This is a genomic window from Methylobacterium pseudosasicola (genome assembly GCF_900114535.1).
In the GTDB taxonomy this organism is placed as follows: domain Bacteria; phylum Pseudomonadota; class Alphaproteobacteria; order Rhizobiales; family Beijerinckiaceae; genus Methylobacterium; species Methylobacterium pseudosasicola.
In genome coordinates this window covers 50,140-62,125 of record NZ_FOTK01000023.1, presented here as the reverse complement: position 1 = coordinate 62,125, position 11,986 = coordinate 50,140, and the positions used below count along the sequence as shown (strand labels likewise).

Below are 11,986 nucleotides of genomic sequence, written 5' to 3'. Positions count from 1 at the left end.
TATCTACCGCGCCGCCCGATTGCGCGCCGACTGTCTGGCTTTGGTCGAACCCACGCCGCTCCTCGCCTTCGCCGCGGCCTTCGGAATGCCCCCGGCTGCGACCGGCGGCTTCTTGACCTTCGGTGACACCGTGGATCGCCCCGTCTTTGCGGGCCGGACCAGGGACGCCTGAGCGAGCGACGCGCGTACGGCCTTGACGGTGCCCTTGATGCCTTCGGCCACGTTCGCGAAAGCATGGTCCATCGACCGCCAATCGCTCACGGTCCGACCGTCATGGGGTAGGACCTTGAGCTCGGATGCCCCCGTATCCTTCCACGCACAGGGCCGAACGACGACGACCACCACCCGCATGGAGCCCTTGGCCCGCCGGCCCATGGCCCGCTTGTATTCCAGCTGGCACCAGTGGCTGGCGATGTACTCCGGGCTCATCAGCGCCACGAAGATGTCCGCCGCGCGCAGCTTGCGCGAGATCTCGGTGCTGAGCTTGTCCCCGGCTTCCATCCGGCCGTCGAACCACGTCTCGACTTCGTCGCGCTCTAACTGGGCGAGATGAACCTGTAGCTTCGCACGGTGGACCGCGTTCGCGTGGCAATAGGAGACGAAGATCCGCACCTTCGCCTTCACGGGCTTCCGGGTCGGTGCCTTCGCCGGGCTCGCGGCACGCGGACCCGGCGTCGCCCTTCTCGCAGGCGGCTTCGTCTTGCCGGTCCTGGCCAACGGCGTCGCATTCACGGCAGCCCCCTCGAACACGGCGGCCAAGTTCGAAACTTAAGCCCCTTGAGCTCGTTTTGTTCCGTTCGCCCAGGGCGCCGGTCCCGCTCTAGTGGATTGGCTTCAAAGGAAAAGGTCAGCCGAAATCCAGGGCCGCCTGCGACGTGCCCGAAGCCGGCTCAGGCCATCAACCGGTGGGTGTTGTCCGCGACGAGCTCCCGGTAGCGGGCAATGACGTCGCCTTGGGTGCCGCCCGCCATCAGGGTGTTGGCAGCCTCCATCGCTGCGATCACCTTCTCGCCGACCATCGAGACCATCTCGGACTGCGCCTCGGCGCCGCCCCAGGCGATGCGCACCAGCCGCAACTCGATGACCTTCTGAGCCTCAACGGCGAGCAGGAATGCGGCATAGAAGGGGTTGAGCATAACGGCTCCGGTTAGTCGGTCGCATCCGACAACGCCTGGACGGGGGCCCCGGTCACTGCGGACGATGACGCAGGAAGTTCCCGGGCAGGCGAGGCGAATGGCCCGCATGGGGACCGGAACCGCCACGGGGCGCGGTGATTGGCCGACATGCAGGTGGCGTCTCCGCGAGCCGGGACGCCCTTCGATCCCACCGAACCGGAGGCCCGAATGCCTGCGGTGCAACGGTCGCGGTAGGCTTGGAAGCCATATCGGCCGACCTCACCTTCGGTCTTATGAGCAACGAGTTCGACGTCATCATCGTAGGGGGAGGCGCCGCCGGCATCGGAGCGGCGCGGCGGCTCGCGGCGAGCGGCATGGGCGTGATCCTGCTTGAGGCATCGTCGCGGCTTGGGGGCCGCGCGTTCACGCAGGACTTCGGCGGCTACCCGCTCGACCTCGGCTGCGAATGGCTGCACTCGGGCGACCGCAATGCCTGGGTCGGCATCGCCGAGGCGTCAGGGTTCACGGTCGACCGCAGTGACCCTCCTTGGACCAAGGCGCATCCCGGTATCGTCCAGGACGAGGACGGTCAGGAGGCGGCGTGGGAGGCATACGGCGCTTGGGAGAAGCGGCTCCGCATGGTTGCGGCCGATAGCGACCGCGCGAGCGATGCCATGGAGCCCGGCGGCGCCTGGAACGCCTACGTGCGAGCCATCGCCGGCTTCATGAGCGGCATGGGCCCCGAGGAGATTTCCGCCACCGACTACCTGGCGTACGACGATGCCTCGACGGGCAAGAACTGGAACCTGCCTCTCGGCTACGGCACCCTGGTCGCCGCCAGCCTCCCGCCCTCGACGTCGCTGCGCTTGGCTACCCCCGTCGAGCGGATCGACCTGACGGCGGACGGAGTGGCCATCTCCACCCGCGCCGGCACCGTCCGCGCCGGGGCCGCCATCCTCACGGTCTCGACCGCGGTCCTGGCCGGCGACGCCATTCGCCTTCCCGCCGGGGTCGACCCCTGGCGCGAGGCGGCCGCCTCACTGCCGCTCGGGCGGAACGAGAAGGTCTTCCTGGAGATCGGGCGCGACGCCGCATTCGAGCCGGACGCACATGCCTACGGCAACCTGCGCGACCCGAGGTCTGCCTCCTACTCGATCCGACCCAACGGCTGGCCGATCATCGAGGCGTTCCTCGGGGGTGACGGTGCCCGCATCCTGGAGGAGGAGGGCCCGGCCGCCGGCTTCGCGTACGTGTCGGCTCAGTTGGTGGCCCTGTTCGGCAGCGACGTGTCGGCGGCCATCCGGCCGCTGGCGGCGACGTCGTGGAGCCGGATACAGGCCATCGGCGGCGCGTATAGCTGCGCCTTGCCGGGCCGATCCGATGCGCGGGCACGGTTGGCCCGGCCTTTCGAGGAGCGCCTCTTCTTCGCCGGCGAGGCGACGCACCCGTTCGACTTCACAACGGCGCACGGAGCCCACGACAGCGGGCAAAGGGCCGCCGACGAGGCCATGGCGGCGCTTGCGGACAGGTACCGGCTCGGACGGCGGGACAAGCTCGCCGCGGCCGGAGCATGAGGCGTCAGATAGCGACCTAAGCCGCGGTGGCGCAGCGCGTCGACCGGCACGGCTCGGGCCGATTCCGGCTCACGGCATCTCGATATGGGTAACTAGGCGACGCTTCGAACAGAGGGGTCGCGCCCCTCTAACGCGTCCGACGGGGCACGTAGTGTCCGCCCACGTTCGAGCATGTCGAGGACGTCCTCCGCGTCCGCGGCCCGGTCACGCCGTCCCGGTCCGGCGAGCAGTCGCAGGCCTCGCGAAAGGGTGCGTGCTTCCCAATTCGCGCGCCGCTTGCCCGATGCGCCTCCGGCGAGTTCGGCCAAGTCGCCCGCGAGCGCCTGGCGCAAGCGCCGCTTCCTTCGCTCGATGTCCAGCGGCATGACGAGATGGAGTGCCAGGGCGGCTACCCCGATGCCGACGAGCATGGCGAGGCCCTGATGCGCCAGAGGCGGGCCGAGGGGCGTCAGATGCGTCGGCTGGCTCATCATGAGGAAGAAGTTGTTGAACTCGACGGTGCTCACCGCCGTCAGCCTGAAGGTGAGCCCGGCCGCCGTGACGCAGAGGACCGGCACGAGGGCGAGGAGGAGAACCGTCAGACCGGCCGGGTGCGGCAGCACGAACGCGCGGAACGCCAGGGCGAGGCCGATGCCCGCAAGCACGCCGAGCACGATCCGTCGGATCATCGCGGCCCCGAGCTCGTTCGCCGAGAGCAAGGTCACGAACACGCAGGTGCCCAGCAGCATGAGCGAGCCGGCGGCCCAGCCGGTCACGAGCCACGCGAGGCCCATGGGCAAGACGCACAGTGCCGTCCGGGTCGCGGCACGCACCGCCCCCTGCCAATCCAAGGGCGTTTCGAGGCGGGCGGGTCCATTCCCCACGACCGGCGCCCGCTCAAGGTCCCGGAGATCCGCGAGGGCCGCGGTCAGGGCGGCTCGGGTGTCGGCGAGGGGGCCGGCCACGGCTGGTCGGCCATCGGCGGACGCGAGAGGGGTCGACCCGGGAGAGTCCTTATACCGGAATCGGAGGGCGGCTTGATCCAGGAGGGCTTTCAGTTCCGGCGGCGCCTGCGCCTGTACCGGATCGTCGGACCGCGCGAGCGCCCGGGTGCGCGAGGCCACGAGGAGGAGCGAGGCCAGGAGGTTGCGCAGGCGTCGCTTGCGCCAGCGGGCGCCCGGAGCGCCGTCGAGGACTTCGTCGGCCTCCGCGTCGAGGTCGCCGAGCCGGGCTACGACGGCCAGCAGCGCGCCCTGGTCCGCTGCGCCCAGGGAACCCGTGAGCAGACCTGAGCAGCGCTCCAGAAGCTCGGCGCCCGACTGCCGTGCGCGGTCGAGGAGCGAGCGCCGACCCGAGGGCGGCATCAGCAGGCCGGTGACGGCGGTGGCCGCGAGAACGCCGATGACGGTGCAGGCGATGCGACCGAAGGCGATGTGCTGGACCAAGGCCGGATGGTCGAAGTCGATCAGGGCGACGATGGCACAGGTATAGCCGGCCAGCACCGCCCCGTAGCTGCGGAAGTGCCGGACGAGGGCGGACATGCCCGCGCAGCACGCAAGCCAAGCCGTCAAGCCGACGAGCGCCGCCGCCGGGTGGGTCGCGAAGGCGGCGAGCAGGCCGATGCCGACCAGCGCGCCCGCGGTCGTGCCGACGAGGCGCCAGAGGCACTTCTCGAAGAGCAGCCCTCGGGTCGGCTGCGAGACCGTGAGCACGGTCACGCCGGCCCAGTGCCCGTTCGGCAGGTCGAGCGCAGCCGCTAGGACGATGGCGAGCCACGCCGCGGCCGCCGTGGCGAGGCCGAACCGCAGGCGCGGCGGGTCGCGCTCCAGGAAACTCCGGAGGCCGGTCGGGAGCATGGTCGGTGTTTACCCTGGACCCCGGGACCGGGGCGAAGTCGCCGATGTCGTCCGTATCCGCTCGCGTCCGGTCGACCTATGAAGCGGACGCGGGGCGGCCCATGCGCATCCCGCCGGGCCTGTCCCCTCGGCGCCTCCCGCTTAGGCGGTGACGACGATCTTGCCGACCTGCTCGTTGCTCTCCATGAAGCGGTGCGCCTCGACGATCTGGTCGAGCGTGAAGGTCTTGGCGACCACCGGCTTCAGCGCGCCCGAGGCAAGCCCCTTCACGATGTAGTCCTTGGCCCTCTCCAAGCGCGCCGGGTCCTTGGTGATTTCGAAGAGCTGGTAGCCGCGCACCGTCAGGTCCTTGCCGAGCAGCGGCATGACCGGGACCGCCAACGGCGTCGTGTCGAGGGCGCCGTACTGGAAGAAGATGCCGAGGTAGCCGAGCGCGTCGAGGATCTTGGCGACCTCCGGTCCGCCGACCGGGTCGAAGGCGACGTTGGCGCCCTTGCCGTCGGTGATGCGGTTCACCTCGGCCACGAGGTCCTGCTCCTCGGTGGCGATGACGTGGGCGGCCCCGTGCTTCAGGAGTTCGTCGCGCTTGCTGCTGCGGCGGGTCAGGGCAACAGGGACGGCGCCGAGCGCGTTGACGATCTGGATGGCTGCCAGGCCCACGCTGCTGGAGGCGGCGCGGATCAACACCGTCTGGCCGGCCTGGACGTTCGCGATGTCGACGAGCGCGCCGTAGGCGGTCACGAACATCATCCAGGTCGCGGCCGCCTCCTCCCAGGACAGGTTCTCCGGGTGCTTCACCACGCCGAAGGCCGGGGCGTTCACGAGCTCGCCATGTAGGCCGTAGTCGCCGAGCATGAAGCAGGGCACGACGCTCACCGCGTCGCCGACGGCGAAGCCGGTGACGTCCGGCCCAACCGCTTCCACCGTACCCGCCGCCTCGTAGCCGAGGATGGCCGGGAAGCGCGGCTGGGTGACGTACTGGCCGGTCCGGAACATGACCTCGGCCCGGTTCAGGCCCATGGCCTTCACCCGGATCTGGACCTCGCCGGCCTTGGGCGCGGGGACCACGACGTCCTCGACCTTGAGGACCTCGGGACCGCCGGTCTCGTGGAAGCGTACGATGCGGCTCATGGTCGTTCTCCTCGATTGCGTGCGCCCGGGAAGGGCGCGGAAACCTCCCGCCTGGGATGCCCGGCGGGAGGACGTCTGGACGGGAGCCTTCAGGCGGCGGCCTTGATCCACGCGGGGGCGGCGCTCGTGCCCCAGCCCAGGAAGAAGCCGAAGTGGATGTTGATCTCGCCCAGCGGCTCAAGGAACCGGGCGTTGCTCAGGGGGCCCGACTCGATGGGCTGGAACCCGCCCTTGGCGACGAGGTCGGACACCGTCTTCTTGGCGGCCTCGTCGTCGCCGGCGACGAAGACCTGCACAGGGTCGCGGCCCTCGCGCGCCTCCGCCGGCAGCAACTGCGCGAAGATCGTGTTGAACGCCTTCACCACCTTCGCCTCGGGCGCGAGCTTCTGGAGCTCCTCGGCGGCCGAGGTGGTGTGCCCGACGCGCAGGTCCTTGAAGTCCTCGGTGATGGGGTTCGAGATGTCGACGAGCACCTTGCCGGCGAAGCCGCCGGCCTCGCGGACCGCCTCGCCCGCCTGTGGGTAGTTCACCGCGAAGATCACCACGTCGGCGAGCTTGGCGGCCGCGGCGATGCCGCCGCCCTCGGCGCCCGCCCCGATCTCCTCGGCGAGCTTCGCCGCCTTGGCCGGGTCGCGCGACCCGATGACGACCCGTTCGCCTTTCGAGGCCAGCAGCCGGGCGATGCCGGCACCCATGTTCCCGGTTCCGATGACTGCGACGGTCATGACTGCTCTCCTCGTTCGCGAGCCGGCGCCGCCGGCCTCGACGGGAGGTATGGACTTCGTCCTGTCCGTGATAAATCGCGGTTTGATCGCGACACTCGCAACCAATGGTCAGGAATATGGACCGTCTCACCAGCATGGAGGTGTTCGCCAAGGTCGCCGACCTCGGCTCGTTCGCGGCGGCTGCGGACGCCGCGGACATCTCCGCGGCGATGGTCGGCAAGCACGTCCGGCAATTGGAGGAGCACCTGGGTGTGCGCCTGCTGAACCGGACAACCCGTAGGCAGAGCCTGACCGACGCCGGGCGCGACTTCCTCGAACGCACGCGCATCGTGCTGGCGGAACTGGAGGCGGCCGAAGCCATCGCGGCCGACAGCCGGGTGAGGCCACGGGGCGAGTTGCGGATCAACGCGCCGGTCTCGTTCGGCACCTACAGTCTGTCGCCGCTGCTTCCCGCGTACATGGCTGAGAACCCCGAGGTCACGGTACGGCTCACCCTCAGCGACCGTGTGGTGGACCTGATCGACGAGGGCTACGACTGCGTGTTCCGCGCAGGCCCGCTGCAAGACAGCAGCCTGATCGCGCGGGGCCTGCGTCCCCTGAACCTGATCCCGTGCGCGTCTCCGGCTTACCTGGAGCGGCACGGGCGGCCGCGGCACCCGAGCGACCTCGCACGGCATGCATGCCTCGGCTTCTCCGGCTCGGCGCTGGAGGAACGCTGGACGTTCCACGACGAGGAGGGCGAGGTCGTCGTGCCCATCGGGTCGCGGTTCTCCGCCAACAGCGGCCACGCCCTGCGGCAGGCAGCCTTGGCCGGGATGGGCGTGATCCATCATGCCGAGGAGCTCCTCGCGGACGACCTCGCATCCGGCCGACTGGTCCGCGTCCTGGCGGAATGGCGCTCGGAACGGCCCCTCCACATCCTGTACGCGCCGGACCGCCGCATCACGCCGAAGCTCCGCTCGTTCCTCGACTTCACGACGGCCCGGTTCAGCCGTGAACGCGGGTCCTGAGGCGGGGGCAGCCGTCACGGTGCGTCCCTGCCCGGAGGCTCAAGCCGCAACGTCCTCGCCGTTCGACCAGGCGCCGAGCCGGCGGAGCTTCCGTTCGCGCCCGTTCAGCCACCAGCCGAGTTGGGGCACCCAGCTCTCGTACGGCGCATCCTGCGGGGCGGCCCCGAGCGCCTGCTCGGCGTCGAGCGCGAAGTTCGGGTTGCGCAGCGCCTCGCGGCCGATGGCGACGAGGTCGGCATGCCCCTCGGCCACGACCTGCTCGGCCTGGAACGGGTCGACGATCAGGCCGACCGCCATGGTCTTGAGGCCGGTGTCACGCCTGACCCGTTCGGCGTAGGGCACCTGGTGGCCGTAGCCGCTCGGGTGCTCGTAGGTGGTGCCGACGCCTCCCGAGGAGACGTCGACCACGTCGACGCCGACCGCCTTCAGGGCCTCGGCGAAGGCGACCGTGTCCTCGATGGTCACGCCGGTCTTCAAGCCGTCGACCGCCGAGACGCGCACGAACAACGGCTTGTCGACCGGCCAGATCGCGCGCAGTTCCCGGGCGATCTCCAGCGGCAGCCGGAAGCGGTTCTCGCGGCTCCCGCCGTAGGCGTCCGTGCGGTGGTTGGTCAGCGGCGAGAGGAAGGAGTTCAGCAGGTAGCCGTGGGCGCAGTGCAGCTCCACGACCTCGAAGCCGGCCTTCAGGGCGCGCCGGGCGGCTGCGGCGAAGTCCGCCTTCACCTTCTCGATGCCGGCGGCGTCGAGCGCCTCCGGGACCAGCCAGCCCTGGTCGACGGCCTGGGCGCTGGCGGACACGATGGCCCAGGGCCGGTCGCCGCGCGCGATGTCGGCATCGTTCAGGGGACCGTCGCCGTGGTAGGGGCGCTGCATGCTGGCCTTCGGACCGGCATGGGCGAGCTGGATGCCGGGTACCGCACCCTGCGCCTTCATGAAGGCGGCTATGCCGGCAAGCCCCTCGACCTGCTCGTCCCGCCAGAGGCCCACGTCACCGTGGGTGATGCGCGCCTCCGGCGAGACGGCGGTCGCCTCGACGATGACGAGGCCGAAGCCGCCGAGCGCGAGCTTTCCGTAGTGCACGGTATGGTAGGTCGTCACGAACCCGTCTTCGGCCTGGTACTGGCACATGGGCGGGACGGCGAGGCGGTTGCGCAGGTTCACGTCGCGCAGGGTCACGGGCTCGAAAAGCTTGGCCATCGGGCAAGGGTCTCCGTTGCGCCGGACCGGTGGTCACGACGCTGACATCGTCTCGGAATCGATTATTGTAACGGTCGTTAAGGACGCTATATCTGTAACGGGCGTTACACGCCGTCAACCCGCAGCGGGCCCGTCCGAGGGCTCATGTGCGCCAGCACACCGAGGATGCGATGACCGCGATCACGCCGCACAGGAGCAAGGGACGGCCGCGCACCTTCGACCGGGCCCAGGCCCTGCACAGCGCACTGGAGGTGTTCTGGAAGCGTGGCTACGAGCCGGCGACCATGGGCGAGCTCTGCTCCGCCATGGGGATCAATCCGCCGAGCCTCTATGCGGCCTTCGGCAACAAGGCCTCCCTCTTCATGGAGGCGGTCGAGCATTACGAGACCACCTATTGGGCGGCTCCCTGGAGGCTCCTCGACGAGGAGCCGGACCTTCGCGTCGCGGTGGGGAGGTTCATGACCGAGGCGGCCGCCGTGTTGACCTCCCTCGATGCGCCCTGCGGCTGCATGGTCGTCCTGGGCACGGCGAACGTCTCGCCCGAGGCACAGGACGTCCACGAGGCCTTGAGGGCGTTGCGGGAGGTCAGCCGAACCAACTTCCGCAAGCGCTTCGAGCGGGCCCTCGACGCCGGTGACCTGCCGCTCGGGACCGACGTCGCGACGCTGGCCTCGACCTTCAACACGCTGCTGCAGGGCCTGTCGGTCCAGGCGCGGGACGGTGCCGCGCGGGCGGAGCTTGAGCGCATCGCCGAGTCGTCCCTCGCGCTGTTGCCGCATGCCGGCTCGGGCGCCCCTGCCGATGGGCGCGGGCGACCATGACGGTCAAGCATCGCGACCTCGCCGGGATCGACCTCAACCTGCTGGTGGCCCTCGACGCGCTCCTGACCGAGCGCAGCGTCACCCGTGCGGCGGGCCACCTGAACGTCGGCCAGTCGGCGATGAGCAGCAGCCTCGGCCGACTGAGGAAGCTGCTCGGCGACGAGTTGCTGACGCGGGCCCCGGACGGCATGCGGCTGACCCCGCGGGCGGTCGCCCTGGTCGAGCCCGTCCGGTCGGCGGTCCGCCAGTTCCAGTGCATCGTCCTCCGCGAGGATTCCTTCGATCCTGCCACGGTCGAGCGCGGTTTCACCCTCGCGGTGCCGGGCAGCGTCGAGGCGTATCTCATCCCCCGGTTGCTGGCCCTCCTGGGACGCGAGGCGCCCGGCATCAGCCTCAGGCTGCGCGCCCTCGACTACGGCAGCGTGCTGGGGGAGCTCGATGCGGACCAAGTCGACCTGGCGGTCGGGGTCCTGACGGAGGGCCAGTCGCATCACAAGGTCCGCGCCCTCTACCGCTTCGGCTACCTGTGCCTGTTCAACCCGGACCTGCTCGGGGTCGCGCCGCCGCTCTCGCTCGACGATTACCTGCGCTTCCCGCACATCATGACGAGCATAACCGGCGCGGATCACGGGGTGGTCGACATCGCCCTGGCCGCCATCGGCAAGCGGCGCAGGATGGCCGCGACCACGCCGCGGTTCACGACCGTCGCCTTCCATGTCCTGGCCGCGCCGGTCATCACCACGATGGTCGATGCGCTCGCCCTCGGCTTCGCCGCGCAGCTCGGCCTCGCCACCAGCCCGGTGCCGGTGCCCCTCGACGCTGACACCATCTCAATGGTCTGGCATTCCTCCTACGACCACGACCCCGCGCATCGGTGGCTGCGTGAGGTCATGGTGCGCCTCGGGCGCGAGGCCGCGCAGGATCTGGCCGATGCCCTGTGAGGCGGGTCGCCAGCGCCCGTTATCAGAGGGAGCCGAGCCTGACGTTCCCCGCGTCGGCCTCGGCGGTGGCGGGGGCGGTCGGCAGCCACCGAACCACACCCGCGGTCGCGAAGCCGCCCTGGCGAAGCACGCCGTAGGCGTCCGAGGCGATGCGCGGCTCGCGGTACGCCACGGTGATCACGCCCGGCGCCTTGAACGGTTCGACGGACTTCGTCTCCCCGCGGGCCTGGACCCACCGGGTGGCGGAAGGCACCAGGAGACCTCCCTGCTTGCGGACATCGGAGGCGTTCAGCGCCACTCCGGGCGCGTGGTACGCCGCGCCGATGACGGCGGGCACGCTGAAGCTGGAGGCCACCTCGGCGGCGGCTGCGGGGGCGAGCGCCAAAAGCGTGAGGCTGGCGGCGGTTGCGAAGGTGCGGATGCGGTGGGTCATCGTTCGATCCTCTTGGGCGGCGGGCAGTCCCGTCGTTCGGTGAGGTGAAGATGCGGACCGTGCGGGCATTGAGCAAACAGTTGGGATTGATAGTGCTCATTGACATCGTCAATGTCGGAATGGTCGACGGCTTTTAGCTTCGCTTCGGCGAGACGGTCAGCCACTTCTCGAAAACCGCTCGGTACACCTCCCACGAGGATGTCGCAGGCTCGCGAGACCGGCCGTCCGCATCCCCAATATGACAGCATATTGTCATCTTGACGAACTTGGTCGGAGGGTTAGGTTGTCCCTCATGAGCACCAAGAAACAGGTCGCTGCGTCGGCGCAGGCACACCTTCGCGGGGCTTGGTCCGGCCTCGTCATCGAAGTCTTCCGCATCAACGGCGAACTGCTAGCCGCCGGTGACACGCTCGTCGGCGATCTCGGTCTGACGAGCGCCCGGTGGCAGGTGTTGGGAGCCATCGCGCTCTCGCCCGTGCCGCTGCCGGTCGCCCATATCGCCCGCAACATGGGCCTGACGCGGCAGGCAGTGCAGCGCTTGGTCGACGAGATGCGGGCGGACGGCCTCGTCCGCCTGGAGCCGAACCCCCATCACCGGCGGGCCATGCTGGTCGTGGCGACGGAGCGCGGTGAGGCCGCCTATCGCGTCGCCATCGAGCGGCAGGAGCGCTGGACCGATACCCTCGCCGCCGGCCTATCGCCCGAGGCGTTCGAAGCCGCCAGCACCCTGCTGCGCGAGATGCGGGAACGGATCGAAAGGTCCGAGCCGGCGGCCGCCATCGGAACCCGAACCCAGACGCAAGGAGCCTGAAATGCCCAAGTTCATCGAGATGGACCAGACAGTCACCTTGGCGGACCAACTGAAGGACGAGGGCGGCGCGGTCGTCCTGATCAACACCTTCGTGGCCCGGCCCGCCGATGCCGACCGGCTGCTCTCCGCCTGGACGGCCGACGCCGAGGTCATGAAGCGGCAGCCCGGGTTCGTATCGACCCAGCTGCACCGCGGCATCGCCGGCAGCGGCGTGTTCCTGAACTACGCCGTCTGGGACAGCGTCTCTGACTTCCGGGCCGCCTTCACCAACCCGGAGTTCCGCGCCCGCCTGTCGGACTACCCCGAGACCGCGACGGTGAGCCCGCACCTGTTCCGGAAGGTGGACGTGCCTGGCATCTGCGCGGCGTGAGCCCATCCGTTCTCCAGCCCGAG

Annotated in this window: 13 protein-coding genes; 6 read left to right on the top strand and 7 right to left on the bottom strand. The window is 69.9% G+C overall.

The features are described 5' to 3' along the window. Window positions 1–3 precede the first annotated feature (3 nt). Window positions 4–624 (bottom strand): toll/interleukin-1 receptor domain-containing protein, encoded by a 621-nt coding sequence (locus BM228_RS20740; protein WP_244537238.1) that lies wholly within the window; start codon window positions 622–624, stop codon window positions 4–6. 266 nt (window positions 625–890) lie between these two features. Further along, a complete protein-coding gene (locus BM228_RS20735; protein WP_092043584.1) occupies window positions 891–1,136 on the bottom strand; it encodes a hypothetical protein in 246 nt (81 codons plus the stop codon). Window positions 1,137–1,408: 272 nt separating this feature from the next. Here BM228_RS20735 and BM228_RS20730 point away from each other — a divergent pair, with 272 nt between their 5' ends. Further along, window positions 1,409–2,689 (top strand): flavin monoamine oxidase family protein, encoded by a 1,281-nt coding sequence (locus BM228_RS20730; RefSeq protein ID WP_092043582.1) that lies wholly within the window; start codon window positions 1,409–1,411, stop codon window positions 2,687–2,689. A 92-nt stretch (window positions 2,690–2,781) separates the two neighbouring features. Here BM228_RS20730 and BM228_RS20725 read toward each other — a convergent pair whose 3' ends face one another. The 3 genes from BM228_RS20725 to BM228_RS20715 all read right to left on the bottom strand — a co-directional run bounded on the left by BM228_RS20725 (window position 2,782) and on the right by BM228_RS20715 (window position 6,380). After that, window positions 2,782–4,524: an FUSC family protein gene (locus tag BM228_RS20725; RefSeq protein WP_092043581.1), complete on the bottom strand. Its 1,743-nt coding sequence runs from the start codon at window positions 4,522–4,524 to the stop codon at window positions 2,782–2,784. A gap of 141 nt (window positions 4,525–4,665) precedes the next feature. Next, a complete protein-coding gene (locus tag BM228_RS20720) occupies window positions 4,666–5,655 on the bottom strand; it encodes a zinc-dependent alcohol dehydrogenase family protein (protein WP_092043579.1) in 990 nt (329 codons plus the stop codon). 89 nt (window positions 5,656–5,744) lie between these two features. Further along, window positions 5,745–6,380, bottom strand: coding sequence for an NADPH-dependent F420 reductase (locus tag BM228_RS20715; RefSeq protein WP_092043578.1), 636 nt, complete (start codon window positions 6,378–6,380; stop codon window positions 5,745–5,747). Window positions 6,381–6,496: 116 nt separating this feature from the next. Between BM228_RS20715 and BM228_RS20710 the strand changes: the two genes are divergently transcribed. Further along, complete coding sequence (locus tag BM228_RS20710; protein WP_167367783.1) at window positions 6,497–7,390, top strand: LysR family transcriptional regulator; 894 nt, start codon at window positions 6,497–6,499, stop codon at window positions 7,388–7,390. 39 nt (window positions 7,391–7,429) lie between these two features. Here BM228_RS20710 and BM228_RS20705 read toward each other — a convergent pair whose 3' ends face one another. Further along, a complete protein-coding gene (locus tag BM228_RS20705; RefSeq protein WP_092043575.1) occupies window positions 7,430–8,587 on the bottom strand; it encodes an NADH:flavin oxidoreductase/NADH oxidase in 1,158 nt (385 codons plus the stop codon). Window positions 8,588–8,757: 170 nt separating this feature from the next. Here BM228_RS20705 and BM228_RS20700 point away from each other — a divergent pair, with 170 nt between their 5' ends. Together BM228_RS20700 and BM228_RS20695 are read left to right on the top strand one after the other, a co-directional pair. Beyond that, window positions 8,758–9,408, top strand: a complete 651-nt coding sequence (locus BM228_RS20700; protein ID WP_092043658.1) for a TetR/AcrR family transcriptional regulator — start codon at window positions 8,758–8,760, stop codon at window positions 9,406–9,408. Further along, window positions 9,405–10,349 carry a LysR family transcriptional regulator gene (locus BM228_RS20695; RefSeq protein ID WP_092043573.1) on the top strand — a complete coding sequence of 315 codons (945 nt, stop codon included), beginning with the start codon at window positions 9,405–9,407 and terminating at the stop codon, window positions 10,347–10,349. The genes BM228_RS20700 and BM228_RS20695 overlap by 4 nt, the downstream gene beginning before the upstream one ends. A 22-nt stretch (window positions 10,350–10,371) precedes the next feature. On the opposite strand, the gene BM228_RS20690 is transcribed toward BM228_RS20695, so the two are convergent. After that, window positions 10,372–10,782 (bottom strand): hypothetical protein, encoded by a 411-nt coding sequence (locus tag BM228_RS20690; RefSeq protein ID WP_092043572.1) that lies wholly within the window; start codon window positions 10,780–10,782, stop codon window positions 10,372–10,374. 292 nt (window positions 10,783–11,074) lie between these two features. Between BM228_RS20690 and BM228_RS20685 the strand changes: the two genes are divergently transcribed. Both BM228_RS20685 and BM228_RS20680 read left to right on the top strand, forming a co-directional pair. Further along, window positions 11,075–11,593, top strand: coding sequence for a MarR family winged helix-turn-helix transcriptional regulator (locus BM228_RS20685; protein WP_092043570.1), 519 nt, complete (start codon window positions 11,075–11,077; stop codon window positions 11,591–11,593). A gap of 1 nt (window position 11,594) precedes the next feature. Further along, a complete protein-coding gene (locus tag BM228_RS20680) occupies window positions 11,595–11,963 on the top strand; it encodes an antibiotic biosynthesis monooxygenase family protein (RefSeq protein ID WP_092043569.1) in 369 nt (122 codons plus the stop codon). Window positions 11,964–11,986: the final 23 nt, after the last annotated feature.

Excerpts from the sequence above, each read along its gene's own strand:
- BM228_RS20715 (WP_092043578.1), bottom strand. The coding sequence starts at position 6,380 with ATGACCGTCGCAGTCATCGGAACCGGGAACATGGGTGCCGGCATCGCC.
- BM228_RS20725 (WP_092043581.1), bottom strand. The coding sequence starts at position 4,524 with ATGCTCCCGACCGGCCTCCGGAGTTTCCTGGAGCGCGACCCGCCGCGC.
- BM228_RS20685 (WP_092043570.1), top strand. The coding sequence starts at position 11,075 with ATGAGCACCAAGAAACAGGTCGCTGCGTCGGCGCAGGCACACCTTCGC.
- BM228_RS20690 (WP_092043572.1), bottom strand. The coding sequence starts at position 10,782 with ATGACCCACCGCATCCGCACCTTCGCAACCGCCGCCAGCCTCACGCTT.
- BM228_RS20705 (WP_092043575.1), bottom strand. The coding sequence starts at position 8,587 with ATGGCCAAGCTTTTCGAGCCCGTGACCCTGCGCGACGTGAACCTGCGC.
- BM228_RS20700 (WP_092043658.1), top strand. The coding sequence starts at position 8,758 with ATGACCGCGATCACGCCGCACAGGAGCAAGGGACGGCCGCGCACCTTC.
- BM228_RS20680 (WP_092043569.1), top strand. The coding sequence starts at position 11,595 with ATGCCCAAGTTCATCGAGATGGACCAGACAGTCACCTTGGCGGACCAA.
- BM228_RS20720 (WP_092043579.1), bottom strand. The coding sequence starts at position 5,655 with ATGAGCCGCATCGTACGCTTCCACGAGACCGGCGGTCCCGAGGTCCTC.
- BM228_RS20730 (WP_092043582.1), top strand. The coding sequence starts at position 1,409 with ATGAGCAACGAGTTCGACGTCATCATCGTAGGGGGAGGCGCCGCCGGC.
- BM228_RS20695 (WP_092043573.1), top strand. The coding sequence starts at position 9,405 with ATGACGGTCAAGCATCGCGACCTCGCCGGGATCGACCTCAACCTGCTG.
- BM228_RS20735 (WP_092043584.1), bottom strand. The coding sequence starts at position 1,136 with ATGCTCAACCCCTTCTATGCCGCATTCCTGCTCGCCGTTGAGGCTCAG.
- BM228_RS20710 (WP_167367783.1), top strand. The coding sequence starts at position 6,497 with ATGGACCGTCTCACCAGCATGGAGGTGTTCGCCAAGGTCGCCGACCTC.